This window comes from Acinetobacter sp. BIGb0196 (assembly GCF_011759595.1).
GTDB lineage: Bacteria > Pseudomonadota > Gammaproteobacteria > Pseudomonadales > Moraxellaceae > Acinetobacter > Acinetobacter guillouiae.
Map to the genome: position 1 here is coordinate 894,562 of NZ_JAAOZA010000001.1, position 26,346 is coordinate 920,907.

At 40.6% G+C, this 26,346-nt stretch carries 19 protein-coding genes; 15 read left to right on the top strand and 4 right to left on the bottom strand.

Going from position 1 to position 26,346, the window contains the following annotated elements:
* Positions 1 to 6 precede the first annotated feature (6 nt).
* The 10 genes from FHR28_RS04120 to FHR28_RS04165 all read left to right on the top strand — a co-directional run bounded on the left by FHR28_RS04120 (position 7) and on the right by FHR28_RS04165 (position 13,362).
* Complete coding sequence (locus tag FHR28_RS04120) at positions 7 to 981, top strand: siderophore ABC transporter substrate-binding protein (RefSeq protein ID WP_105713526.1); 975 nt, start codon at positions 7 to 9, stop codon at positions 979 to 981.
* 143 nt (positions 982 to 1,124) lie between these two features.
* Entirely contained in the window at positions 1,125 to 3,353 is a 2,229-nt protein-coding gene (locus tag FHR28_RS04125; RefSeq protein WP_105713527.1) for a TonB-dependent receptor, read from the top strand.
* A 294-nt stretch (positions 3,354 to 3,647) separates the two neighbouring features.
* On the top strand, positions 3,648 to 4,706 hold the full coding sequence (locus tag FHR28_RS04130; RefSeq protein WP_105713528.1) for an ABC transporter substrate-binding protein: 1,059 nt from the start codon (positions 3,648 to 3,650) through the stop codon (positions 4,704 to 4,706).
* 15 nt (positions 4,707 to 4,721) lie between these two features.
* A complete protein-coding gene (locus FHR28_RS04135; RefSeq protein WP_004717530.1) occupies positions 4,722 to 5,432 on the top strand; it encodes a class II aldolase/adducin family protein in 711 nt (236 codons plus the stop codon).
* Between the two features lie 32 nt (positions 5,433 to 5,464).
* A complete protein-coding gene (locus tag FHR28_RS04140) occupies positions 5,465 to 6,658 on the top strand; it encodes an LLM class flavin-dependent oxidoreductase (protein ID WP_166781995.1) in 1,194 nt (397 codons plus the stop codon).
* A gap of 12 nt (positions 6,659 to 6,670) precedes the next feature.
* Positions 6,671 to 8,248: an ABC transporter substrate-binding protein gene (locus FHR28_RS04145; RefSeq protein WP_004717524.1), complete on the top strand. Its 1,578-nt coding sequence runs from the start codon at positions 6,671 to 6,673 to the stop codon at positions 8,246 to 8,248.
* A 2-nt stretch (positions 8,249 to 8,250) separates the two neighbouring features.
* Complete coding sequence (locus FHR28_RS04150) at positions 8,251 to 9,402, top strand: ABC transporter permease (RefSeq protein ID WP_166781996.1); 1,152 nt, start codon at positions 8,251 to 8,253, stop codon at positions 9,400 to 9,402.
* Positions 9,399 to 10,247, top strand: coding sequence for an ABC transporter permease (locus FHR28_RS04155; protein ID WP_166781997.1), 849 nt, complete (start codon positions 9,399 to 9,401; stop codon positions 10,245 to 10,247). Before FHR28_RS04150 ends, FHR28_RS04155 begins: the two co-directional genes overlap by 4 nt.
* A gap of 2 nt (positions 10,248 to 10,249) precedes the next feature.
* Positions 10,250 to 12,067, top strand: coding sequence for a dipeptide ABC transporter ATP-binding protein (locus FHR28_RS04160; RefSeq protein WP_166781998.1), 1,818 nt, complete (start codon positions 10,250 to 10,252; stop codon positions 12,065 to 12,067).
* Between the two features lie 26 nt (positions 12,068 to 12,093).
* Entirely contained in the window at positions 12,094 to 13,362 is a 1,269-nt protein-coding gene (locus FHR28_RS04165; protein WP_004823398.1) for an acyl-CoA dehydrogenase family protein, read from the top strand.
* A gap of 201 nt (positions 13,363 to 13,563) precedes the next feature.
* Here FHR28_RS04165 and FHR28_RS04170 read toward each other — a convergent pair whose 3' ends face one another.
* Entirely contained in the window at positions 13,564 to 14,619 is a 1,056-nt protein-coding gene (locus tag FHR28_RS04170; RefSeq protein ID WP_166781999.1) for an ABC transporter substrate-binding protein, read from the bottom strand.
* Between the two features lie 286 nt (positions 14,620 to 14,905).
* On the opposite strand from FHR28_RS04170, the gene FHR28_RS04175 reads away from it, so the two are divergent.
* From FHR28_RS04175 to FHR28_RS04190, 4 genes are all read left to right on the top strand, one after another.
* Entirely contained in the window at positions 14,906 to 16,729 is a 1,824-nt protein-coding gene (locus FHR28_RS04175; protein ID WP_166782000.1) for an ABC transporter ATP-binding protein, read from the top strand.
* Entirely contained in the window at positions 16,726 to 18,558 is a 1,833-nt protein-coding gene (locus tag FHR28_RS04180) for an ABC transporter ATP-binding protein (RefSeq protein WP_166782001.1), read from the top strand. The genes FHR28_RS04175 and FHR28_RS04180 overlap by 4 nt, the downstream gene beginning before the upstream one ends.
* 166 nt (positions 18,559 to 18,724) lie before the next feature.
* A complete protein-coding gene (locus tag FHR28_RS04185) occupies positions 18,725 to 21,217 on the top strand; it encodes a TonB-dependent receptor plug domain-containing protein (protein WP_004717507.1) in 2,493 nt (830 codons plus the stop codon).
* A 54-nt stretch (positions 21,218 to 21,271) separates the two neighbouring features.
* Complete coding sequence (locus FHR28_RS04190; RefSeq protein WP_171527300.1) at positions 21,272 to 22,534, top strand: lipase family protein; 1,263 nt, start codon at positions 21,272 to 21,274, stop codon at positions 22,532 to 22,534.
* 127 nt (positions 22,535 to 22,661) lie between these two features.
* Here FHR28_RS04190 and FHR28_RS04195 read toward each other — a convergent pair whose 3' ends face one another.
* On the bottom strand, positions 22,662 to 23,753 hold the full coding sequence (locus FHR28_RS04195) for an LLM class flavin-dependent oxidoreductase (protein ID WP_166782002.1): 1,092 nt from the start codon (positions 23,751 to 23,753) through the stop codon (positions 22,662 to 22,664).
* Positions 23,754 to 24,070: 317 nt separating this feature from the next.
* Here FHR28_RS04195 and FHR28_RS04200 point away from each other — a divergent pair, with 317 nt between their 5' ends.
* On the top strand, positions 24,071 to 25,141 hold the full coding sequence (locus FHR28_RS04200) for a sigma-54 interaction domain-containing protein (protein WP_004717502.1): 1,071 nt from the start codon (positions 24,071 to 24,073) through the stop codon (positions 25,139 to 25,141).
* Positions 25,142 to 25,183: 42 nt separating this feature from the next.
* Here the strand turns inward: FHR28_RS04200 and tatC are convergent, their stop codons facing one another.
* Positions 25,184 to 25,921, bottom strand: a complete 738-nt coding sequence (gene tatC, locus FHR28_RS04205) for a twin-arginine translocase subunit TatC (RefSeq protein WP_105713536.1) — start codon at positions 25,919 to 25,921, stop codon at positions 25,184 to 25,186.
* A complete protein-coding gene (gene tatB / locus FHR28_RS04210) occupies positions 25,918 to 26,334 on the bottom strand; it encodes a Sec-independent protein translocase protein TatB (RefSeq protein ID WP_004823389.1) in 417 nt (138 codons plus the stop codon). The genes tatC and tatB overlap by 4 nt, the downstream gene beginning before the upstream one ends.
* Between the last annotated feature and the right edge of the window lie 12 nt (positions 26,335 to 26,346).

Consider the following 26,346-nt stretch of genomic DNA (forward strand, 5'->3'; position numbering starts at 1 on the left):
ATACACATGAAATGGAAAAATAACAGCTGGAATCTGGCATTGAGCATGATAGCCGCAATCAGCTTATCGGGATGTGACAAAAAACCTGCTGCTGATGCGAACCAAGGGGCTCAAAAGTTAGCAACCCCGATCGTGGTTAAACATGAACTAGGAACCACCAGCATTGCCTATCATCCACAACGTGCTGCGGTATTGGATATGAATGAAGCTGATTTTCTTGATCAACTGAGTATTCCTATTGCGGGTATGCCCAAAGATTATGTACCACATTTTTTGCAAAAGTATAAAGATGATCAAAAGGTTCAAGATCTAGGTGCGATTGTTCAGCCCAATATGGAACGGATTTACACACTCAAACCAGACATCATCTTAATGACGCCACTGCAAGCAAATCAGTATCAAGCGTTGAGTAAAATTGCACCGACTGTGCACTATGACATCAATTTCAATAACAGTCAGCAGCATCACATTGAGGCGATTAAAGCGCATTTGATCACTTTAGGCCAGATCTTTAATCAACAGCAATTGGCGACGCAAAAAGTAGATGCATTGGATGCCAAAGTAGCAGAAGTACGAAAAATAACTGTAAATCGTCCTGAAAAAGCTTTGGTGGTCTTACATAACAATGGTGCCTTTAGCAACTTTGGGGTTCAGTCACGTTATGGCTTTGTATTTAATGCATTCGGGGTAAAACCAGCCAGTACAGTGGTAGATACAAGTTTGCATGGTCAACCGATTTCTAGTGAATTTATCAAACAAGCTGATCCCGATATTTTGTATATCGTCGATCGTACAGCCGTCATGGAACATCGTCCGACGATTGATGCTGAGCGGATGAGTAATCCTTTATTACGCCAAACCAAAGCATGGAAAAATGGCAAAGTGGTTTTTGTTGATGCAGATGCTTGGTACATCACTGCGGCAAGCCCAACCTCCATGCATATTTTAATTGATGATGTCATCAAGGGGTATCAGCTATGAATTAGGTCTTTACACGATAAATTTATAGCCAGATAAACTCTAGCCAAAACACCCATACCGTGAACAAGTGACTACAGCATACTTTTCAATAAAAAAAGTGTGATAGGGAAACTTGTGCTTAAAAAATGAAAGGAAATTTGTATATGAAATATGGTCATCCACTTTTTCAGCACGCTTTGAAACCACAGTGCCGAGATTTAAGCCCGCAATTTAAACTGAAAAACTTGATTTCTGCTCAACTGTTGTTGGGTTTCGGATTAACTTTGGTGATTCCGATCTCAACAATTCATGCGCAAACACCTGATCTGCCATCATCAGATCACGAGGCATTGCAAAATTTACCCACCATCCATGTACAAGCTGTGAATGAAAAAAACAGTGTTTTAGCGGGGCAGATTTCTTCGCAGAATAAGTTGGGTTTTTTAGGTGAAAAAGGCTTTTTAGAAACGCCATTTAATAGCATTGGCTATACAGACCAATATATTGAAAATCAACAGGCAAAAGATATTACCGATGTCATTGCTAAAACCGACCCATCTGTATTTACCAATGGTGCCAGTGGCGGATGGAGTGAAAACTACTATATTCGTGGCTTTGCTTCGAGTACAAGTGATATGTCAATGAACGGCATGTTTGGCATCACACCTTTTTATCGAACCTCTCCTGAAATGTTTGAACGAATTGAGGTACTCAAAGGACCTACAGCATTACTCAATGGTATGCCGCCAGCAGGATCGGTGGGGGGCATGGTCAATTTAGTCAGCAAGCGTGCAGGCGATGATCCACTGCAGCGTTTTAGCGCGACCTATATGTCTGATTCACAGTTTGGTGGACATCTCGATATCGGCAGACGTTTCGGTCAAAATAAAGATTTTGGTGTACGTTTAAATACAGTATATCGTGATGGAACAGGGGCAATTAAAGACCAAGATAAAAAAACAGCCTTAGTTTCTTTAGGTCTGGATTGGCGTGGTGAAAGTGCACGTATTTCAGCAGATCTCTATACAGCTGAGGATCGAGTAGATGGTGTCAACCGTGGGATTAATTTACTCTCAGGGGTTGCGATTCCTAAACCACCAAAACCAGACACACTATTAAATCCAGACTGGTCTTTTGTTGAAACCAAAGATAAGGGCGCTATGCTTCGTGGCGAATATGACTTGAGTGATCGAGTTATGGCCTATGCCACTTATGGACAAAGTAAAACCGATTATAAATATAATGGTGCCATGTCAGCGACCGTGCTCGACAGTCAAGGCAGGCTCGAAACCAAGATTGGTCAGTTGGCTTTTGATCTTGAAAAGAAATCAGCTGATCTGGGCATAAAAGGAAAATTTGATACAGGATCTATTGGTCACCAATGGGTTGTCAATGCAACGTATTACCAACATGATCAAAATGACTATGGGGTAAGAAACGTGGCTGGGGCTGAATGGATCACCAATCTTTATCATCCAGTTTGGGGAAATCCAGTTCGCTTTAATGCGCCACATATTTCTAAAACAGCATCTCGTTTAAACAGTTATGGGATTGCGGACACCTTATCTTTTGCTCAAGATCAAGTCCAATTGACCTTGGGTGTACGACAACAGAATGTGCTGAGTGAAGCTTTTAATATTGTTACAGGCAGTCGAACATCACGTTATGATGAAAGTGCCACCACACCTGGGGCTGCGATATTGTTTAAAGCCACAGCGCATATTTCCTTATATGCAAACTATATAGAAGGCTTAAGCCAAGGCTCAACCGCACCGTATACTGCGGCAAATGCGGGTGAAGTTTTTGCGCCTTTTAAAACAAAGCAAAAAGAGCTTGGGATTAAAATGGATTTAGGGAAATTCTCAAACACTTTGAGTCTGTTTGAAATTGAAAAACCAAGTAGCTATACCGATCCCGTCAGCAATATTTTTACTGCTGATGGCGAGCAACGCAATAGAGGAGTTGAATGGAGCTTCTTTGGAGCACCTATTGCGAATCTTCGTGTAATCGGTGGTGTTGCCTATATTGATCCTGAATTAACCAAAACTGCAGGTGGTAAAAATCAAGGCAATACTGCGACTGGGGTTGCCAAGCAACAGGCGAAATTAGGCATGGAGTGGGATATTTCGATGTTGCAGGGTTTAACCTTGACTGGAAATGCCACAGCAGTTTCAAAGCAATATATCAATCAGGAAAATACACTACATGCTTCTGGACGAACACTGTTTGATGTTGGGGCGAGATATAAGACCAATGTTTCAAGTTTTCCACTGAGCTTAGCTGCGAGTATCAATAACGTGACCAATAAGGCCTATTGGGGCATGCCACAATTGTCCAGTTTAGCCTTGGGCGCACCTCGAACTTATATGCTGTCGGCTTCTATCGATTTTTAATTTAAGCGATACAGCACTATATTTTTATATGGTGCTGTATGTTGATTCAATGAGGCGCTTTAAATCATATAAATCTGTTTAATCAAAAATAAAGCGGATGGGGTTTTTGTCTCAGGGCAGGCTTGCTTAAAGTGCTGTTGATAAAACAACACTAAATCTAAAACAAGTGATGAAATCTAAACATTTATTAAAATTGAATTTTGAATAAGCTATTGAAAATTATAAAAATAAATATTGGCATAAAAGCTGCTCAATACAAGTGATATGAAATTGGAAGTATCTTAAGGAATACCTATGTCACTTGTCGTCGATAAAAAAGAAAATTCTAAAGAATTTGTAAAAAGTACTTTATCTGAAATTTGGGTCACACGATGTCCAGTACCCACTGCAACAGGAATCTCATTAAAGCGCGGCACCTTAGTCGAAAAATTTGAGCGACATGGTATTGATGTTGCGGTATTGCAAGATGCGCGTAAAGGCTTGTCTGTGCATCATTTTGATCATCAGCTTCCGGCTTTATTCCGTGAGGGTGGCAATGTACCTGCTTTGGCTGCACGTTCAGAAGGTGCCCCAAGTCGTCTGATTGGATTAACTTGGATTGATGAATGGCAAGTGATTATTGTTCGACCTGATTCAGCAATTCGTCAACCTGAAGACTTAAAAAATGCCAAAGTGGCTTTACCTGAATATGCCGATAAACGTGCAGGCAGTATTTTTAGAGCCATGTCATTGCAAGGTATTCGAGGGGCTTTACAACTTGCAAATTTAAGTTTTCGTGATGTTTATTTTATTGAAGTTCCTGAGCGAGCTGAATCGAAACAAGATCGCGATGCCAGTGCCTATTGGTCAGGCCTTGATGCCTTGATTACAGGTGAGGTGGATGCCGTGTATGTCAAAGGGGCATCGGCTGTTGAGGCTGCCACCAAACGTGGTTTAAAAGTCGGTATCGATTTAGATCAATTTGCAGATGTGACTTCACGTGTGAACAACGGGACACCTCGCCCTATCACGGTACATGAAGATTTATTGGAACATCACTTTGATGTCGTCGTGGATTTTCTGGAAGAGCTTTTTGATACCGCAGACTGGGCAGAAGATCATTTAGATGAAGTGCTGGTTATTCTACAAGATGAAACCATTGCGGGTGCTGAAAGTGTGGCTACAGCGTATCGTAATAATTTCCATAAATCTTTACATCCTTCATTAAGTGAAGAGCGCCTTGAGCTTTTAAAACAACAAAAAGATTTTCTTTGGTTACATGGCTTCCTTGAAAAAGACGTAGATCTTGATACATGGGTCGATCATCGCCCATTACTCGAAGTTTTAAAGCGTCGCCAAAATAAACAACGTTAAAACAGGATATTTATCATGACTACACTGATTCAATCGCCACTTTCCCCTGAACTCAATGATTTTATTGAACGCAACCGTGAAAAAGCTGAATTTGCATTTGAGGTGTTCCGTGAGACGGGCACAATCACTGCCAATGGCACGGTCAACTTTGTTGAACGCGCCCCTGAGAATACCTTGGTGACCTTTAACTATGCAGGGCCTTGGTCACGAGATAAAAAAAGCAAAGTACTGGTAGAGAAGCTTGATGGTGAAGTTTTATTGGGACGAAAAGGTGCTGGTGGCCGTTATAACAAACTGTTTCGTGAACATGCAGATGTCACCACAATCTCTCATGTACATGCACCGAATTTAGGTGCTTGGGCCCAAACACACCGAACCCTACCGATTCGATATGTGCCTGTTCAGCGTTTTCATTTATTTAATGAATTACCGATTTATATCGATCGCCGTCAGGCAGAAGTCGATTTCATTTTAGATCAACTCAAGATTGATATTGAGCATCGGGCTATTTTGGAAGCCAATGGCGGTGCCACAGTTTGGGGGCGTCAAGGTCTACAGGAAACTGCTGAATTTATTTTATTGCTTGAAGAAGGTGCTCAAATTCAACTGTTAGCAGAACTGGTTGGAGGAAGTCGTGAATATGGGCAAGGGGTGTTACAGCAACAGTGGAAAATGAGCGGATTGACTGAAAAAGCAAAATCACTGGGATTACTTCCACTCCATTAGAAACATGATTTAAAACAAATATAGAGAATATTATGGCTGTAAAACTTTTGTGGTATCTCACCTCTCCTGATGGTCCCTATCCTTGGTTGGAGTCGGGACGCTGGGATACCGATTATGAACATTTGCAACAAATTGCAATTACCGCAGATCGTCTGGGGTTTTACGGTTCGCTCATGGGTACAAGTGAGTATGAAACACTGGCGGTTGCTGCAAGTTTAATTCCTTTTACTGAACGCCTGAAGTTTTTGGTTGCACAGCATCCAGGTGAAGTTCAACCCGCAGTTTTAGCCAAATATGCACAAACTTTTGATGCCTTTTCTCAGGGACGTTTGTTGTTTAATGTGGTCAATGGCAATGATCAGGGACTTGCCGCTTTGGGTATTCATTATTCACATGATGAACGCTATGACTTTAGTAAAGAATACTGGAGCACATTTCAACAGAATTATTTAGGCGATAAATCTGGTTTTCAGGGTGAGTTTATTCAAGTGGCTCCACGTCAAGAGGGTGCTTCACCGATGTCAAAATGGCATGGGGCAACCCAAAAACAAGGCGTACCGCTGTGGGGAGCTGGCACATCAGTGAAAGGGGTACAACATTCAGTGGAATTGCTGGATGTGTATTTAAGCTTTGCCAACACACCGCCGCTGCTGGGAGAAAAATTCAGTAAGGTTGCAAAAGAAGCCGCTAAAGTTGGGCGAACTTTGCAGTATGGAACTCGCTTACAAATTATTGTTCGTGAAACCGAAGAAGAAGCGTGGCAATACGCGCAGTCTCTACTCGATAAAATTGATGTGAATTATGCGATTGAAGCAGTAAAACGTCAGCTTCCACCCAATGAAACTTTTGAAAGCTATCAAAGTAATAACCCGATTGTTCAAAAAAATTTAGAACGTTTACGTCAGGGGATATTACCTCAAGCTAAAGATTTTGAAATTTATCCAAATATTTGGACAGGGCCATCACTGTTTGGCTTTGATATCTTAAATCCCGCTGCGGGGACCGCATTGGTCGGGAGCGCTGAAAATATTGCTCAACGTATCCAAGAATATGAAAGCTACGGTATATCTGCATTTATTTTGTCGGGTTTTCCTTTAATCACTGAAGTTTACCGTGTTGCAGACTTGTTGTTTCCTTTACTTGAGCTCGATCATGGTTTTGAGTTACCGAAGTTAAAAAATCGCTCCTCTGTAGATTCTCTGTTGAATCAAGAAACTGTGGTTTAAAAGGAGAATCCTATGAGTAAAATTACGCGCAGAGCATTAATTAAAAATACTGGTTTAGGTCTAGGTACGATTGCAGCAGCAAGCCTGATCGGGTGTTCTCGTTCCGATTCCTCAGCATCAAATGAAGCTGCTGCACATACAAGCCAGCATACCACACCGCAAAAAGGTGGAGTGATCAAAATTGGGGTGATTAATGGTAATCAAGCTGGAAATTTAGATGCCCATAAGCCGATTGGAATGTCGAGTGCCTTTAGAGGTTGGCCGTTATATGCCAAATTATGGGAGTGGGGGCGAGATATTCAACCTAAATTGGCGCTTGCTGAATTTGCAGAACCCAATGAGGATGGCACTAAATGGACGATTCGGTTAAAGAAAGGGCTTGAGTTTCATCATGGTAAAACCATTACAGCCGATGATGTCATTTTCTCTTTACGTCGTTTGACCGATCCTAAACTGGCGTCTCCCTTTGCTGCTTATCTGTATTCATTACAGCGCGATGCGATTAAAAAGCGTGATGATTACACCGTTGAAATTCCATTTGCTCAAGGCAAAGGCTTAGTAGCCCTACCTGAAGCATGGATGAGTTGGGGCGGTATTGTTCCAACAGATTATGACCCAATCAAGAATGTCGTCGGAGCAGGCCCGTTTAAGCTGGAAAGTTTTACCCCAGGTCAACGTTCCCGTTTCGTACGTTTTGAAAATTATTGGAAAGACAATCAGCCTTATGCAGATGCCATTGAAATTATAGATTTTAAAGACCAAACCGGGCGTCTTGCTGCTTTGCAATCAGGGCAAATTGATATTGCATCGGGTATTAGTGCCGAGCATTTATCTTTGATTCAAGCCAATAAACGACTGAATGTTGTTTCATCTGAAACAGATGCTTGGCAATCCTTTGACATGAATACCACTAAAGCACCGTTTAATGATCCTCGTGTCAGACAAGCATTTCGTTTGATTGCCAATCGGGATGATTTAGTGAAACGGGCATTGGCGGGACAAGGGCGAATTGCCAACGATCTGTATTCATTTAGTGATCCTGTTTATAACCATGAAATTCCACAGCGTAAGCAAGATTTAGCCAAAGCTAAAACACTATTAAAAGCCGCTGGTTTTGATCAAAACTTAAAAGTTGATTTATATACAGGACCAGATAGCAATGCCGCTTTGGTGTTTGCGCAACATGCAGCGCAAGCTGGCGTGATCGTAAACGTTAAACAAGTTGAAGCTGCAACATTTGCAGATGCAGTCAAACAAGATTGGGCATTGAGTACAGGTTCAAATGTTTCTCGTCCATTTTTATTGACGGTATTGCAGATTGATGGACCCGGTGCAGCCAATAACAAAACCCGTTTTAATCAAGCCCGTTTTACTGAGCTGGTGCATCACGCATTGCAACAGCCTGATCTGGAAAAACGCAAAGTTCTGGTGCATGAGGCACAGCAAATTCAGCATGAACAAGGTGGCTTACTGATTTGGGGTTTTAACAATGTTTTAGATGCACATTCTCATCAGATTGGTGGTGTAACACCTGATCGAACCGGTTTTGCAGCATGGCGAACTGATGAGTTTTGGCGTAAAGGGGAGTGATGATGACGACTCAAGCCAGCAAAATTGAAAGCTCGATTCAACATCCAGCTATCGCCAAGTCGTTTGAATTTCCTGCATGGTTACCTTGGTTTTTGACCCGTATCGTGTCAGGAATTTTGGTGATTTTTGTGATTAGTTTAATTGTATTTATCGCGACTCAAGCGCTTCCATCTGACCCTGCGCGGGTCATTTTAGGGCCAGAAGCACCAGAAGCTACGGTTCAAATACTGCGTGAACAATTGGGGCTGACTCAACCGATATTGGTGCAATACTGGAATTGGCTGACTCAATTATTACAAGGTAATTTTGGACGCTCAATTGATTCTAATGTACCTGTGTTACAGATTATTCAAAACTATTTTGGTAATACGCTTGCTTTGAGTAGCTTGGTGGTGGCAATCACTGTACCGATTTCAGTTTTACTTGGGGTTTTGTTATCGCTACGTCGTGATAGCAAACTAGACCGAATCATTGTATCTAGCTCGATTATTTTTAAAGCAGTGCCCGGATTTGTCATTGCCATTTGGCTGATGATGTTATTTTCAACTTCGATCTTGCATGTATTACCCGCTGCATCATTGCTGATTCCTGGGCAGTCTCCGTTTAGCCAGTTAGAGTTTTTAATTTTACCCATTTTAACGTTAGCTTTATCGCTTATTCCTTATCTCATGCGTCTTGTGCGAGGCTCAATGATCGATGCCTTAGAGTCTGATTATGTCACTTCAGCACGATTACGCGGTATTCCAGAGCGTCGCATTATCTGGAAGCATGTTTTACCTAATGCTTTAGTGCCTGTGGTACAAGGCACGGCATTGACCATACGGGTTTTACTCAGTGGGGCTTTAATTATCGAGGTTGTATTTAGTTATCCCGGAATTGGCAATGCATTGAATGCAGCAATTGAAATGCGGGATATTCCTACCATTCAAGCGATTGTGTTATTGCTGACCATCTGTGTGGTGGTGGTCAATTTAATTGCAGACTTAATGACCACTTTACTCACACCGAAAATACGCACTGCAAAAAAACATAAAGCCCGCTCACCTGGTTTACGTCAGGCATTACGTTTATGGAAATCTGGCCGACCGATTACGGTAAAGCCTGTCGATCGCCGTAATGCCTTGAAGAATATCAATTCAGGAGAGGGGAAATGAGTACACTTCATTGGTATCAACGTAAGTTTTTTAAAGCCTTGATTTCTGAGCGACAAGTCCGTTTTGGTTTTGTGGTGACAAGTTTAGTTTTGATATTTGCGCTTATTGGCCCAGTGCTGGTTCCTTTTGAACCAACTGCATTAGTGGGCATGACCTATGGTGCGCCTGAAGCACAAGCTTTTCTTGGCTATGACTATATTGGGCATGATGTTTGGTCTCGTGTATTAGCGGGTGGTGTTTCAATTATTTGGATGACCCTCGCTGCCAGTTTGGTGGCTTTAATTATTGGTTCCAGTTTAGGCATATTGGCTGCTTTTGCACGAGATAAAGTTGACCAGTTTGTGACTTGGCTTACCGATGTTTTTATGGCATTTCCTGATCTGATTTTAGTGCTATTAATCGTTTCGATGTTAGGGCGTGAGCCATGGCTGATTGTGCTCACTGTTTCGATTGCTTTTATTCCTGGGGTAGTACGTCTTGCACGAAGTGTTGCGCTAAATTTGGTTGAGCAAGAGTATGTAGAGGCCGCCAAAATTTTAGGTTATTCGAAAAGCTATATTTTATTCCGTGAAATCCTACCCAATATGCTGACACCCTTATTAATTCATCTTGGGGTGATGTTGACGTGGGCTGTTGGCATGTTATCTGGTCTGGCTTTTCTTGGTTATGGTATCGCACCTCCTGCAGCCGATTGGGGCCTGATGATTAATGAAAATCGTGCTGGGTTATTGGTTCAACCGTGGGCAGTATTTGCACCGGTGATTTTAATTGCTTTGTTTGCGCTGGGAACCAATGTGTTGGCTGAAGGTGTAGGGCGTGCCGCAGCGCGGATTGAGGAAAAGTAACCATGACAGAGATTTTAAAGAATACGGTACTACAGGTAAAAGACTTAACGGTGGCATTGGTCAACACAGGCAATCATGTGGTTTCGAATATTTCTTTTCATTTAAACGAGGGCGAAGTCCTTGGGTTGGTGGGAGAAAGTGGTTCAGGTAAAACCACATTGTCGAGTGCGTTATTGGGCTATGCACGACATGGTGCCAAAATTATTCAAGGCACAATTGCGCTGGATGGACAAGATATCCTCAGTCTTGACGATCACGCTTTGCGTCAAATTCGAGGTTATAAAATCAGTCACGTTGCCCAAGATCCGGGAACGGCACTAAATCCAGCATTAACAATTGGACAGCATCTACTTGAGTTATTAGAAGTCCATCAATCACGCTTATCCAGTAGTGAAAGAAATCATAAAGTTGCTAAAATTTTAGATGAAGTGGGATTGCCTCAGGATGATGTGTTTTTAAAACGCTATCCTCATCAGCTTTCCGGCGGGCAACAACAACGGATTTTATTAGCATTGGCATTTTTGTTACAGCCTCGCTTAATTGTCTTGGATGAACCGACAACAGCATTGGATGTTACAACCCAAACTTTAGTGCTAAATATTATTCGTAAATTATGTCGCGAATATAATGTTGCAGCAATTTATGTATCACATGATTTGACTGTGGTGAAAGATATTGCAGATCGCGTAATCGTCCTGTATTCAGGCCAGATTGCAGAAGATGCCGCATTAAGTCAGTTATTTGAAACGCCAAAACATCCTTATACTCAAGGTTTACTCAATGCCATCCCCGATGTGTCGATTCGTAAATATTTATCCCCCATCGAAGGACATGCACCCTCACCGAATGACCGTCCAACAGGATGTGCCTTTGCCGCAAGATGTACTTTCGCTAGCGAATTATGTCATCAACAGCAACCGAAATTAACCCTGTTATCTCAAGGAGTTGATCCACATTTTGTTGCTTGTCATCATTGGGATGAAATGGGTGTGATCAATTTTCAAGAGCTTGATCCGCATCTGATTGAATTAAAAACAGATCAACAGGCACTGCTTAAAGTAGAACATATCAATGCTTGGTATGGCCAGCAACAAGCACTTTTCGATGTTTCTTTTCAAATACAGCGTGGAGAATGTTTGGCCTTAGTCGGGGAGTCTGGTTCAGGTAAAACCACACTGTCTAGAGTGATTGCAGGACTGAATGAAAATGCAGAAGGTCAGGTGATTTTAGCAGATGAAGTATTGTCCTTGCAGGGACAAAAACGTCAGTTAACACAACGACATAAACTGCAGTATATCTTTCAAAATCCATATAAAGCCTTGAATCCAGCACATACCATAGGACAGACACTCACTAAAGTGGTTCAGCACTTTTTTGCTACATCTCAGCAAGAAACTCAACAAAAGGTCGTTCAGGTACTTCAACAAGTATCGCTTCCTCCACAGGTTCAAGAACTCTACCCAAGAGATTTATCTGGCGGAGAACGGCAACGTGTAGCGATTGCACGAGCGCTATTATGTCAGCCTGATGTTTTGATTTGCGACGAAATTACTTCTGCTTTAGATGTGTCAGTACAAGCATCTATTTTAAAACTGTTGCAACAACTGCAAAAGCAAGGCGTAACTTTACTTTTTGTGACCCATAACCTTGGGGTAGTTCGAGCAATTGCTGATCGAGTTGCCGTTTTAAAAAATGGCCATCTGGTGGAATACGGTGAAACCGATCAAGTACTGAGTCATCCGCAACATGGGTATACCAAAACTTTGCTCACACATGCACCAAGCTTATTTAAGACTACAGCACAGCGTATCTGTGCATAAAAAACAAGAGATTTTCCGGAGTTAAAATGAACGATATTCAGCAACACAATTTTTTAGAATTGGGCAGTATAAGACATATTCAAAGTGAACAAGAAGCATTGGATATTGCCAAGGCAGTAGCAAAACAACTGACTGAATTTGCTCAAGATCCTCAATATAACAAAAGTGTTCCTTATGAACAGGCCCGCTTAATTTCAGAAGCAGGTCTGACAGCGATTATTGTTCCTCAACAATTTGGTGGTTTAGGCGCAAGTATTACTACTTTGGTTAATGTGGTAAAGATCATTTCATCTGCAGATGGTGGTGTGGGGCAACTTCTACAAATCCATTTCACCATGTTTCGAGGAATTTTAACGGGTTATGAGGATGATATTCGCGATCAATTATTGCGTGATGTATTGAGTGGTAAACGTTTAGGCAATGCACTCGCAGAAGTGGGCGGAAAAGATAAATTTCAGCATAAGACCCGTGTAGAAAGAAATTCACAAGGGCAGTTAATCTTAAATGGCAGTAAATTTTATTCCACAGGCTCTTTATTGGCCGAGTGGATCTCTTTATTTGCAGGCAGTGATGATGGACCTGTTTCGATCTTGATTCATCGTGATACGCATGGGGTAGAACTGCTCGATGATTGGGATGCAATGGGGCAAAACAATAGTGTCAGTGGCACAGTCAATTTTAAAGATGTTGTTGTCGATGAACGTTATGTTGCAAAGCGCAATACTGGTGGTTTAGGGACAGTGCTACGCACAGGTTTAACTTGGCCTCAGATTTTGCATGCAGCTATGGATACAGGTATTGCTAAAGGTGCACTTGAAGGGGGGATTGATTATTTGCAACAAAATGCTCGTCCTTGGGTGGAAAGTGGTGTCGACTCCCCGACACAGGAACCGCATATCATTAAGCAAATTGGCGAGTTTGCAGTTTTGGTCCGTTCAGCAGAAGCACTTTTAGATCGCTCAGCAGCGATTTTTGAGCAACATTTAACCAATCTGGAAGATGAAGCCTTACAAACTGAATTGATTTTATCTGTGGCTGCCACACGGAGTCAGTCAGACCATGCATCTTTGAAAATTTCCAGTGAAATTTTTGGCTTACTTGGAGCAAGCTCTACTTTGTCAAAATGGAATTTAGATCGTTTCTGGCGTAATGCTCGTACACATACCACACATGATCCGATTCGTTGGCGTTTATATCATGTTGGAAATTATTATTTAAATAATATTCCACCTGGTGAATATAACTCTGTGCTTTTAAAGAAACAGGCTGAAAATGTGACCAAATTTAAGTCATAATTTGAGTTCGACAAAAATATGCTATTCGGAAACCTCATCCACAACTGTTTGAGGCAGTACTTAATCGCATATTTTTTTCGGTGAGAAGCAGCGTTTTGTGCGTTGAGAATAGTCAGAAGCTTTTGTATAGGCGATGCCTTAAATTTGGAAGCTGAAAAATAAAAGGTTGTCATCACGACAACCTTTTATTTTTTCGTATTGTTAAGCCACTTGTGCATGAATAGCAATGTCTTGTGCTAGCCATTCACGAACATTGATTTGAGCTGGAATAAACTTCCAGCGATAGAGAAAGTCACTAAGGTCTTGTAAGGCAATAATCGATGTTTCATCAAAATTGGTATTCAGCTTGAGATGTGCATCTGCGCCATAAGCTGCATGGACCCATTGTTCACTGCTATTACATTCTTTAGCCAGATAGCGGTGAGTTTCATCTGCATGCACATGCGCCCATTGTTCAGCTTGTAAAACCGCATCGACGATGGATTGAGCTTGTTGTGGATATTGCGATAGAAAATCTTCATCCACAGTTAGTGTTCGAGGGGTACCATTATTTGAACGTAGGATAGGGTCGGGATGTGAACCAATATCAATAATGGTATGCAGGGCAAAATCATGGGCAATTTGTGCTGCATGTGCGCCTTTTAAAAAGATGGCATCGACATCCCCTTTGATTAAAGCCACAATCTCTGCACTTGCGCTCAGTTTATTACGATTGCTAAAGAAACTCGCATCATTTTCTTCGGTATGATTTTGCTGTTGCGCCACTAATATATCAGCACGCAGACAATCCACCAGTTCCAGATCACTGACCTTAAGATTTACTGTTTTTAATGCATTTTCTAAACCGCGAATGGCTTGAGCACGAGAGAAATCGATGATGACATCTTGATTCAGTGGGAGCCCAAAGCGTTTACCTTTTAGATCCTCAACCGTCTTAATTTGGGAATCATATCGAGTCAGCAGTAATTGGACTTCATCTGCCCAAGATAAACCGATGACTTTGGTTTTTTGTCCAGAAGCATATGCCCAAATTGCAGGAATACTGCCACCATGCCGAACTGAATTGGCAAGGGTATGGTTAAAATGTGAGTTACGAACCTCTTTTGAGTTCGATTCACGAATTGATTTAATTTCAATTTGTTGCTCAATAAATTTTTCTTTTAGCCAGCCTTTTTGAATCGAGATTCCGAGCCCTGTAGGAACTGGACAGCGTGTATACCAAAGTGTATTCAATGGTTGCGTTTGAAGTGTTGTCATTGTGACATCCTGTTGTGATTTGAATGCTTTAAAGCAATATTAATGCCATTGTTTAACTTATTGATATTTAAAATATATTTTTAATATCTATTTTTATGATGTTGATATATCAAATATTGTTGCAATAACAACAGATAACAAGTGCGGATGTTTTAAATCAAACATCTCATCAAACATGTTTTTTAAAAAAATAATATAAAACAGTGGATTAAAATATTTATGCCTTTGAAAAATTTGGCATAGATCTCGCAGTCAGCTATAGATCTTTAGTTGTTGTTTTATTTTTATGTTTAAAAATTATCCACTGTTGCGAAGTTTGGCCTTATATCGTTTTATGCCATTTCGCTTTGTATTGACGGCAACATTATTTGTCCTTGCCAATTTTGGCTTAGCACTACAGCAATATTCAATCGGACATGCGATTGATACGCTAAAACACAGCCAACCTGAAAGTTTATTTCAACATGCTTTTACAGATCCGTTAAATCCGTGGTTTTGGTTTATTCTACTGACGAGTATCGCTTTACTTCGTGCCATTATTCAATATTTAGCGGGTTTAAGTGCCTTGACGATTGGACAGCAATTGTTAAGTATTTTAAGAGAAAGAATCTTTAGCCAGGTCCAGCATTTAGATGTTTCATGGCACTGGAAACACGGATTAGGTGAAGTTTTATCAAGAACCACCCGAGATTCAGATAAATTAAAAGAAGCTTTAATTAATTTTTGGCGACAAGTGTTTGAATCCAGTCTAGTGGTCGCCGCAACAGTTGGATTGTTGTGTTGGTATCATCCTTGGTTGGGGATCGTCCCGCTTATTTTTATTTTTCTAGGCCTAGCTGTGCTGTTTAAACTGACCAATCAGTTGGTGGTGCTGGATCATCAAGTTGCCTATGCCTATGAAAAAGTCAGTGATACTTTGGCTGAAAGCGTCAATGGCATTCGAGTGGTCAAAGCCTTTCAACTTGAGGAAAAGCTCTTACAACGTTTTAATGCTGCGGTTGATAGCTTTATTCGTCATTCCATTCAAACTATTCGCACCAGTGCACAACGCTTACCGATTCCTCAAATGATTATTGCCTGTTCCTACTTATGGGTGATTGGGTTTGGTGGTTACTTAATTGGACAAAATCAATTACAGATTGGGCAATTTGTGGCTGCTGTACTTATGGCAAATTTATTGGTGTTTCGTATTGAAAGTATTGGACAGGTCTTACATATTTTTGCAGATGCACGTTCATCGGCAACTCGAATATGGCAAATGCTAGATGAGAAATCGGCAATTGTAGATGCTGCACATGCTTTGCCACTACAAGGGGATGCTGATGGGGATGAAGGTTTAAATATTCGACTGGAAAATGTCAGTTTTCAGGATCGAAGCACAGAAAAGTATATTTTAAAACAGTGTAATGTTGAATTCCGAGCAGGTGAAATCGTCACCATTGTAGGGAAAACTGGAGCGGGTAAAACCACACTGATGAACTTGCTCAATCGTTTTATCGATCCAACCGCAGGGCAGGTCTGGATTGGTTCAGATCAACGCGGTTGGCTCAATCTTAAAGATCTTAGTTTGGTTAACTTACGTCATATGGTTCAGATTATTCCGCAAGATAATTTCTTTTTCTCAGGAACTTTGGCGGATAACTTAAAAATAGCCAAACAGGATGCGACTGAACAGGAGATGCGAGACGCATTGCATTTGGCTTCAGCATCTGAACTGTTACAGCGACTCGATGCTGGTCTGGAGACACGAATAGGGGACAAGGGAGTCACCTTATCTGGAGGGCAAAAACAACGGATTGCACTGGCACGGTCAATTTTAAAAAACTCGCCAATCTTGGCGCTTGATGATTCAACCAGTGCTTTAGATTCCACTACAGAAAAACAGGTGTTACAGCGTTTATCAGGCTTGGCTGACAATAAAAATCAGCTCAAAAGAACCATTCTGATCAATTCAAATAAACAGACCACGATTTCTTTATCAGATCGCATTATCGTATTAGATCAGGGACAAATTCTTGCTCAAGGGAGCCACACAGAATTGCTCCAGCATTGCGTATTTTATCGGGAGTTGATGGGTTTTCAAAAAGCGCAACAGGAGATTCAAGCATGAATACCACGGTTAAAAATTTCCGTCCGCTGGCGAAAATCTCTGATCTGCAGATCGAAGAAAACTTAGCTAAAACCGCGCTACATCGCGGAATGTTAAAAAAACTCATTCCTTTGCTTTATCCGATTCGTTATTTAATTCTAGCCATGATCTCAGTAGAGATCTTACAAGTGCTGAGCATCTTTGTACGTCCATGGGCAGTCAAGTACATTTTAGATTCTGGATTTCAGCAAGTGGCTGGGAAACTGGTGTTGTATCAGCCAGTACTTTTTATAGCAATTGCTATTCTGGCATTCAGCTGGGTGTGTCGTTTTGGATTAGCGGGTATATCAAAATACTTGTCTGGAAAAGCGGCTTTAAGCGTCATTAATGATCTAAGACGTTCATTATTTCAACATATTCAAGCTTTAAATATTGGTTATTTTGATCGAACTAAAGCCGGCCGAATTATTTCACGAGCGGATCGTGATGTGGATACTTTAGAACCAGTATTGATACAAGGACCACCTGAACTACTTTCTGCGATTTTACGTTGCGGATTAGCATCTGTGCTTTTGTGGCATATCTATCCCCCATTTTTCTGGTGTTTATTTGCAACTTTGCCGATTTTATTGACAATGACTGCAATATTTAAAAAGTCATCACAACGGCATTGGGGACGGGTTGCCGAAGAACGCAGTCGATTTACTGCACATTTGGTTGAAACGGTAAATGGCGCCAAAATTATTCAGCAATTGAATTATAGTGAAACCAATCAACAGCGCTATCAGCAACTCTTAAAAGATTTTAATGATTCTATTATTTATGGAAGTAAGCGGACCAGCTGGTTTGCCCCATTTACTGGATTGCTTTCGACAGTGGCAACCGCAGTTTTTATTGTGATTGGAAGTTATGCTTATAGTGAAGGTGTCATCAGTATTGGACAGTTTGCCGAAAGTATTTTTTATGTGTTTTTATTCTTGGCACCTTTACAGGAATTGACCGATTTATTTGAGCGTTATGCCAATGGTGCAGCGTGTGCACAACGGATATTTCTACTTTTAGATACCCAATCTAGCATTCAAGATGCACCACATGCGTTGAAATTAGGGCAACTTAACGGGCATATTCGTTTTCAGTCTGTACATTTTGCTTATACCACCAAAGCTGTTTTACAAAATTTTGATTTAGAGATCGAAGCTGGAACGGTGGTTGCGATCGTGGGGCCGACAGGTCATGGTAAAAGCACGATCGTTCAGTTACTGACACGGTTTTATGAGCCTCAGCAGGGGGGGATTTTCTTAGACCGTTATCCGATACAGGATATCCATCTGGACAGTTTAAGACAAAATGTCAGTATTGTTTTACAGGACAATGTCTTGTTTAGCGGCACAATTTTAGACAATTTACGTTTAATTCAACCCGAAGCTACGGATCAACAACTGATTCGGGCGATTGAAGAACTTGGTGCAGATGATATTCTAGGACAGCTTCCTCATGGTTATTTTACTGAAGTTGGAACACTCGGAAAAAATTTAAGTCATGGGCAACGCCAACTAGTTTGTCTCGCACGTGCATATTTGGCTGATCCTAAAATTTTAATTTTAGATGAAGCGACCTCTGCAATTGATATTTATACGGAACAGAAAATCCAATATGCCCTTCGACGCTTATGTAAAAATAGAACCTGTATTGTGATCGCACATCGCTTAAGTACCATTCAAGAAGCAGACAAAATTGTGGTGATTGAGAATGGGGCTGTAGTGGAACAAGGTGCTCATGAACAACTGATTCAACAACAACAATCTTACTATCAGTTGTATCAATCTTATTTACACAATCAACTTGTATAAGCTTATGCGCCACTAGCAAATCTGTGGTTTTATAAACATTTTTTCGAATCATTGTTTAAATATAAACAATGATTTTTTTATTTTTAATGACAAGTTTTTGATATTCAATAATAAAAATTTTGGCATTGGCTTTGCTATATCGGGGCAGATCGTTAAGGAAGCTTATATGCGTACATATTTTTCTCAATTCATTCTTCATTCTTCTGTTTTTGCGTTCAGTACACTTACCGCCTCAATCACTTTGGCAAATGAACAAAGACCTGTATCAGAAAAAGAGGATGTCGTGACATTGCAATCAGTTGTTGTAACGGGTTCTCGGCGAGCTATCAATAGTGCTTTAGAGGCTCCTGCTCCAGTAGACATTGTGACAGCCAAAGAACTACAAGAAACAGGGGCAGGTGATCTTGCAGCTGCATTAACACGCTTATCGCCGTCAGTGAGTTTACCAACATCACCTGCGGGTGGTTTCGGTGCATCGGTGCCGCCGAGTATTGCATTGCGAGGTTTATCTGCAGATCAAACCTTAATTTTGATCAATGGTAAACGTCGCCATACAGCGGCTTACTTCACTCGACAAGCGTATGCTGGGGGGAGAGGTGCTGCGGTAACAGATTTAAGCCTAATCCCGATTAGTGCCATTGAACGTATAGAGATTTTACGAGATGGTGCCGCAGCTCAATATGGTTCTGACGCGATCGCGGGCGTGGTTAACATTATATTGAAATCGCGTGATCATGGTGGTGGCGTGAGTTATCAAACTGGAGGCTATACACAAGGGGATGGTGAACAGCATAAAATCAATCTTTGGAAAGGCTTTGAATTACCCAATGATGGTGCTTTAACTGTTGCCGTAGATTTAGGAAAGCGTGAAGCTGCAAGTAATACTGCACCAGATACGCGAACATTTTATGATGGTTCAACCCAAGCCCAATATACCGAGCAGAACACACCATTTAGAACTTGGAAATTTGGTTCTCCTGAACAAAAAGACCAAATCAATATCACTGCGAATTTAGATTTACCTTTAACTGATGAAATTGCCTTGTATGGTTTTAGTAGTTATGGGCATCGTAAGACCATCGGGGAAAATTTTTATGAACCTCCAACCACCAAAACAGTACTGAATCAATCCATTTATTTTAAGCAACGTTATCCTGATGGACGCTCACCTTTGAGTTTAGTCAGTGTGGATGATTTTGCGACCACGTTTGGGGTTAAACAAGGCAACCAGACTTCAGGAAAATATGACCTGTATGCCACTTATGGACAAAACAAAGTCAGCACTGAACAAGGCAATGGCATTAACCCAAGTTATGGTGCAGATTCACCCTCTCATTATGATTTAGGGGAAAACATTTTTGCCCAACTCAATACAGGACTGGACTATAGTCGTGATTTTGCAATTGATGGTCTAGCCAGTCCATTGACTGTTTCGACGGGAGCGCTATACCGTTGGGAACAATATAAACAAAATGCAGGCGACCCCATTGCTTATACCCGTGGACCCTATTTTAATCCAAGTACGGCTTTAGGTACGGGTATCCCAGGTATATACGCGGGTATTACAGATCAAGACCAACGCAAAATTAGTCGAGATGTGTACGGCATTTATTTGGATCTCGAAGCCGATATTGTAAAAGATTTAAATGTTGGTGCTGCTATTCGAACAGAAAAATATTCAGACTTTGGTTCGACAACCAACGGCAAACTCTTTGCCAAATATGATATATCTCCGCAGTTGACTCTTCGTGGATCTGTCAATACAGGTTATCGCGCACCGTCATTAGCCCAGCAAGGATACTCCGCTTATAGTGTACAAACGGTGCAAACTCCGACAGGTTGGCAAGATGTACAGCAAAGGACTTTAGTTGCGGGAAGTGAAGCGGCTTTACTGATTGGTGGAACTTCACTTAAGCCTGAGAAATCGACCAATTATTCTTTAGGTTTGGTACTCAAACCATTTATCAATACCTCTGCAACTTTAGATCTTTATCAAATCGATATTCGAAATCGTATTTTACTTTCTGACAATATTACTGGCAGCGTGATCAATAATGCTTTTGCAAATACGCCGTATGCAAATATTGCCAATGTGGCGTTTTTTAATAATTTATTAGATACGCAAACACGTGGTTTGGAGTTCGCATTAAAACATGATCTTGATCTTGAACAATATGGCAAGTTAAAGCTGAATTTAGGTTTGGCTTATCATAAAAATAAAATCACTGACAGCCGAGACTCAATCACTGCAAAAGGTGAGCGAATTCCAGTCTCCAGTATTGCTGGTCGAAATACCCAAAGCCTAATTGAATCTACAGCGCCAAAAACCAAATTAGCATTGGGGGCACTTTGGTCAAATCAAGCGTGGAGTATCAATGCCGCAGTCCGTCGTTATGATAAATGGACTACTTTAAATAATACCAATACTTCATTGGATCAGACCTTTGATCCGCAATGGATTGCTGATTTGGACTTTGGCTACAAAGCAGATGCGTGGGTAAAAGGGCTAAAATTCAATCTGGGCGCAAATAATTTATTTAACAGTTACCCAGACAAAGCTAAAGACTCATCTGTAGGGAACATCGTCAAATACAGTTTTAATGCGCCAGAAGGTGCCTTTGGAACGTATTTATATGGCCGTGTAAGTTACGACTTTTAAATTAAAAAATAAATTTTTTAAAACAGTTTTTAAATAGGTTTCAAGGTCATGAAAATGCAAAATACTTTTATATCTAATGTGGTTAAATCCGTTTTTGTCGCAAGCATACTAACGTCTGCTGGAATGGCAAATGCCCAGCAAGCCCCTCAGCCTGAAGATCGTTATGGGGATGGACGTGTTTCAGCATTTTATACATGGAAAGCTGCGATTCCAGAACAAGCTGGAAAACTCTTAAAGACAGAGGACATCAGCAACCCTTATATCAGTTTGGACAATGATAGTACGGCCATTCGTATTTTATATAGTTCAACAAGTGGACGGGATAGTAAGACCCCCATTGTGGTTTCTGGGACAGTACATCTTCCTAAAGGTACGCCACCGAAAGAAGGTTGGCCTGTTGTGTTATGGGCACATGGTACGGTTGGTCTAGCAGATGCCTGCGCACCTTCTTGGAATGGACGATCTTATCGAGATGTACAATATTTAAACCGATGGTTAAAAGAAGGATTCGCTGTAGTAGCAACTGACTATGAAGGACTTGGTGTGGCTGGCCCGCACTTGCTGATCAATAATCCAATGCTTGCTTATAGTATTTTAGACAGCGGTCGAGCTGCGCTTAAAACGAAATTACCTCTAGCAAATCGTTTTGTTATTGTGGGGCAATCTCAAGGTGGGGCAGGGGCTGTTTCAGCTTCAGCTTATTCAGCAACCTATGCACCAGAGTTAAATATTAAAGGATCTATTGGCACAGGGGTGATTTATCAGGACCCAGAGGCAACAGCTGAAAAGAATCAGTTAAAGTTAAATCCTTATGAAGTCAGTCCATCCTTAGCATATGGTATTTATAGTTTTTTAGTGACACAAAGCTTATTTCCTGAAATCAAAACTGAAGATATTTTTACCGCTGAAGCAGTGCCTTTGGTGGAACAAGCAAGAAATGCCTGTTTGACCAGTTTTATGGGAGATATTCAAACAGCAGGACTTTCACCTGCGCAAGCCTATAAGGCGAATCCACCATCGATCTATAAAAAATTACAGGAAAAACAATCCAATGATTATGGTTATTACCCGACCTTAAAAATCAATCATCCATTATTTATTGGCACTGGGGCAAATGATCGTACACCAGATGCACGTAATCAAATGAAGTTGGTGGCGGATGCATGTAAGGCAGGTACAGTCGTTGAAGGGCATTTGTATCATGGATTGGGACATAGTGAGACAGTGAATGCTTCCCTACAAGATTCTGTTCCATTTGCCAAAAAGGTGATTGCAGGGGAGAAGATTCAGTCCATTTGCAAACCAGATTTACAATAGAAAATCAGAAGAAAATAACCATCCCTCATAATGATGCTCATGGTTATGACAAGACCTTAAATTAGCAAGCAATAAAAACCGCTCATTCAATCCGATTAAATGAGCGGTTTTTATTTAGCTTGAGGACTTAGGCAATCTGTTTGTTTCGCTTGGCCGCCTCAGCTCGTACCGCAGGAATAATATAACGACCATAGTCCACAGTATCGTAAATTGGATCATAACCACGATTTAAAAAGGTGGTGACGCCCAGATCTACATAATCAAGTAATGCGGCAATAATCGTATCAGGCGTTCCGACAAGGGCGGTGGTATCACCATAGGCCCCAACTGCGCTTGCAGTTGGCATCCATAAGGCTCGGTCATGGCGATCACCTTGTTGTGCTGCTGCCAGTAACCGTTGTGAACCTACGCCTTTAATTTTATGTCCCGAAAGTGAGCCATTATTTTGGAACGTTGGATTTTGCTGAATATCAGCTAAAATTTGTTGTGCTCGTTGCCATGCGAATTGTTCTGTTGGCCCAATAATAAGACGTACTGATAAACTGACCTGCGGCTGGGGTTTATTGGCTGCTTCTGCTGCCTTTTTAAGTTTATTTATCTGCTCTTTCACGCCCGCTAAAGGCTCACCCCAAAGCGAATAAAGATCTGCATGACGCACTGCGATATCGTAGGCAATATCCGAAGAACCACCGAATGAAATCGGAATAGAAGTTCCATTGACCGGTTTTAAAGGGCAGAAAGCATTTTCCAGTTTAAAGTATTTGCCTTCATAGTGAATCGGTTGCTCACTTTTCCAAAGCTTTTGGATGATATCTAGATATTCACCCGTGCGTTCATAACGTTGAATTTTATCAACAATATAATCACCTTCTTGCGGTTCAGCGGTAATTCCCGTAATGGCATGTAAACGAATGCGTCCTCCGCCAGTGGTATGGTCCAGTGTGGCAAAGGAACGTGCAGCCAGATTAGGCGTCATCAGCGCAGGGCGATGTGCAATCATAAATCCAAGTCGTTCAGTCTGTTGTGCCAGATAAGCTGCGATTTGGGTACTATCAGGGCTACTTGGTCCATTGGCGATTAAAACTTTATCAAAACCTGCATATTCATGTGCACGAGCATGATAGCGTAAATATTCGAGATCAATTTTATGACCAATTCGGGTTCCTTTGGTTTCAGACCATTGATTTGGAAAAACCATACCCACAAACTCTATGCTCATCATTTAACCTATGCTGTAAATTTTAAATAAAAGAGCAAAATAGGTGCCAAATAGAGAGGGGAGATAAAATATATAATTTTTTCAAAAATATTATTGTAAGCTGTTTATATATGATCAATTGACAGACATATTGTTTAAAAAGCAACATTGCATAAAAATAGAAATATATTGATTATAAATGCATAAGCAAAAACGCCTATTAAATCATTCAATATATAAATTTAGGATTAAATATCTGTAATTATTATTTATCAGCTTTGTAATAGAATTGTACTATTCTATTTTAATATCCTCCTCAGCTATTTAAAGGGTTAATTATGAAATCCTATTTGGATAATGATTATAAAGTAATTACCTTGCCTGATAATGGTGTGCCAATTAAGCCAATAAGAGCAAAAGCGATTATATTTTCTGATCAAAACTCTCGTAAGCTATTAAGCCAAGTTGAAACCATTGCACCAAGTTCTGCCAGTGTGATCATCCAAGGTGAATCAGGTACAGGTAAAGAATTAATCGCACGTGAAATTCATTTGAAAAGTGATCGCCAAAATAAGCCGTTTCTTGCTGTCAATTGTGGTGCTTTAGTTGAAACACTTGCAGAATCTGAATTGTTTGGTTATGAAGCAGGCGCATTTACGGGTGCGCATAAGACACGCCCTGGTATTTTTGAAACAGCCGACGGCGGAACTTTGTTCTTGGATGAAGTGGGTGAGTTGCCGTTGTCTTTGCAAGTAAAACTGTTACGTGTATTGCAAGAAAAGGAAGTTGTTCGGGTCGGTGGACGTAAACCGATCCCGATTAATGTACGCATCTTGTCTGGTACACATGTTGATTTGCGTAAAGCTGTCGCGGAAAATAAATTCCGTTTAGATTTATACTATCGCCTAAATGTGGTTGTGCTAAATATTTTACCATTGCGAGAGCGTAAGGGTGACATTTTGCCTTTGGTGGATTTTTTCTTAAACTCCTATTCGCAAAAGATGATTACGCCGAAACCCAACATCAGTGATCGCGCCAGAAATGCACTACTCAACTATAGTTGGCCAGGAAATATCCGTGAGCTTGAAAATAATATCCATTATGCACTGCTCATCAGTGGTGGCAAAACCATTGATATTGAACATTTAAGGTTTTCAGAGGAGGGTGGCTCAAGCGTTTTACCAGATAATGATTTGATTCAAGAGTTTGAGGATGTACTCAAGCGTTTATTTCAAGAATATGATGGTGAAGCATGGCACATCATTGAAGATAAAATCGTCAATACCGCTTTTTCAAGTTGCTGGAATAATCAGGTTAAGACTGCAAAAATGTTAGGACTGTCGCGCAATGTTTTACGTAATTTGTTATCAAGATATAATTTATTACCAAATAAAAATGAAATTGTTTAATTGGGCTGTGCAATAGAAACATCCATTTTACCCATGGATGTTTTATTTTGGGCTGGTCATTTTTGTGATCCATAAACCAAGTTCAAACAAAAGCCACATTGGTACTGCCAGTGCAAGCATGCTAAAAATATCAGGGGGTGTAATAAACATTGCGATAAAGAAAAACAAAACAATGATGTGTTTACGGTAATGTTCCAATTGTTGAATAGAAAGAATACCAATAAAAATAAGAATGTAGGTCAGTACAGGGATTTGAAAGGCGATACCAAAAGCCAGAAAAAGCTTGAGACAGAAATCAAGATAACTGTTGATATCAGTCATCGGTAAAACATTATCTGGTGAAGCTAAGACAAAGAAGTTTAACGCCAAAGGCAGAATCAAATAATAGGCAAATAAGATGCCAAGATAAAATAAACCGATGCTGGAGAGCACAAGCGCCATGCCAAATTTTCTTTCACTTTGATATAGAGCAGGTGCAATAAAGCGCCAGAATTGATAAAGAATAAAGGGAATCGCCAATAAAATTGCAAAATAAATATTGAGTTTAAAGGGCGCTAAAAATGTACTCATCACATCTGTAGCTATCATGGTTGAATTTTTAGGCAATCGGGATATTAAGGGTTGAGCCAAAAAATGATAATTGTGTTGTGCAAGGGGCAATAATAGTAAAAAAATAGTTAAGACTGTAGCAATGCTATAGATCAAACGCTTTCTAAGCTCTTTTAAATGTTCGCTATATTTCATTTCAGTGAGTGTTTCACTGAGTATTTGTTCGGTCATGCAGCTTGATCCTCACGCAAGATATTGGATGATGTTGTGTAAATTAAAAAGGGTACTTTTAATTCACGCGCAGAGATTTGATAAACATAATCATGTGTGGGATAAGGGGGCGCTTGATGTGCTATAGCAACAGCGCTATGTACACTTTGGATTTCGTGTTGCATTTGTGCAAGCTGCTGTTTGAGCAGCTCTTCGTTTTGTTTTATTTTGAGCAGCTCTTCTTGCATGATCCTTTTTAGTTCAAGCAATTCCAGTTCATTTTCTAACTCTAGCTGGATTTTGTTAAGATTATTTTTAAGGGCTCTATATTTAAGTAATCCCACCCTTAATGTTTGAGGGAGCTTTTCAGGTCCCAATATAATCAGTGCAATAACAGCAAAAGCCAAGAGTTCACCAAAACTGATATTGAACATAATGATTTAGTA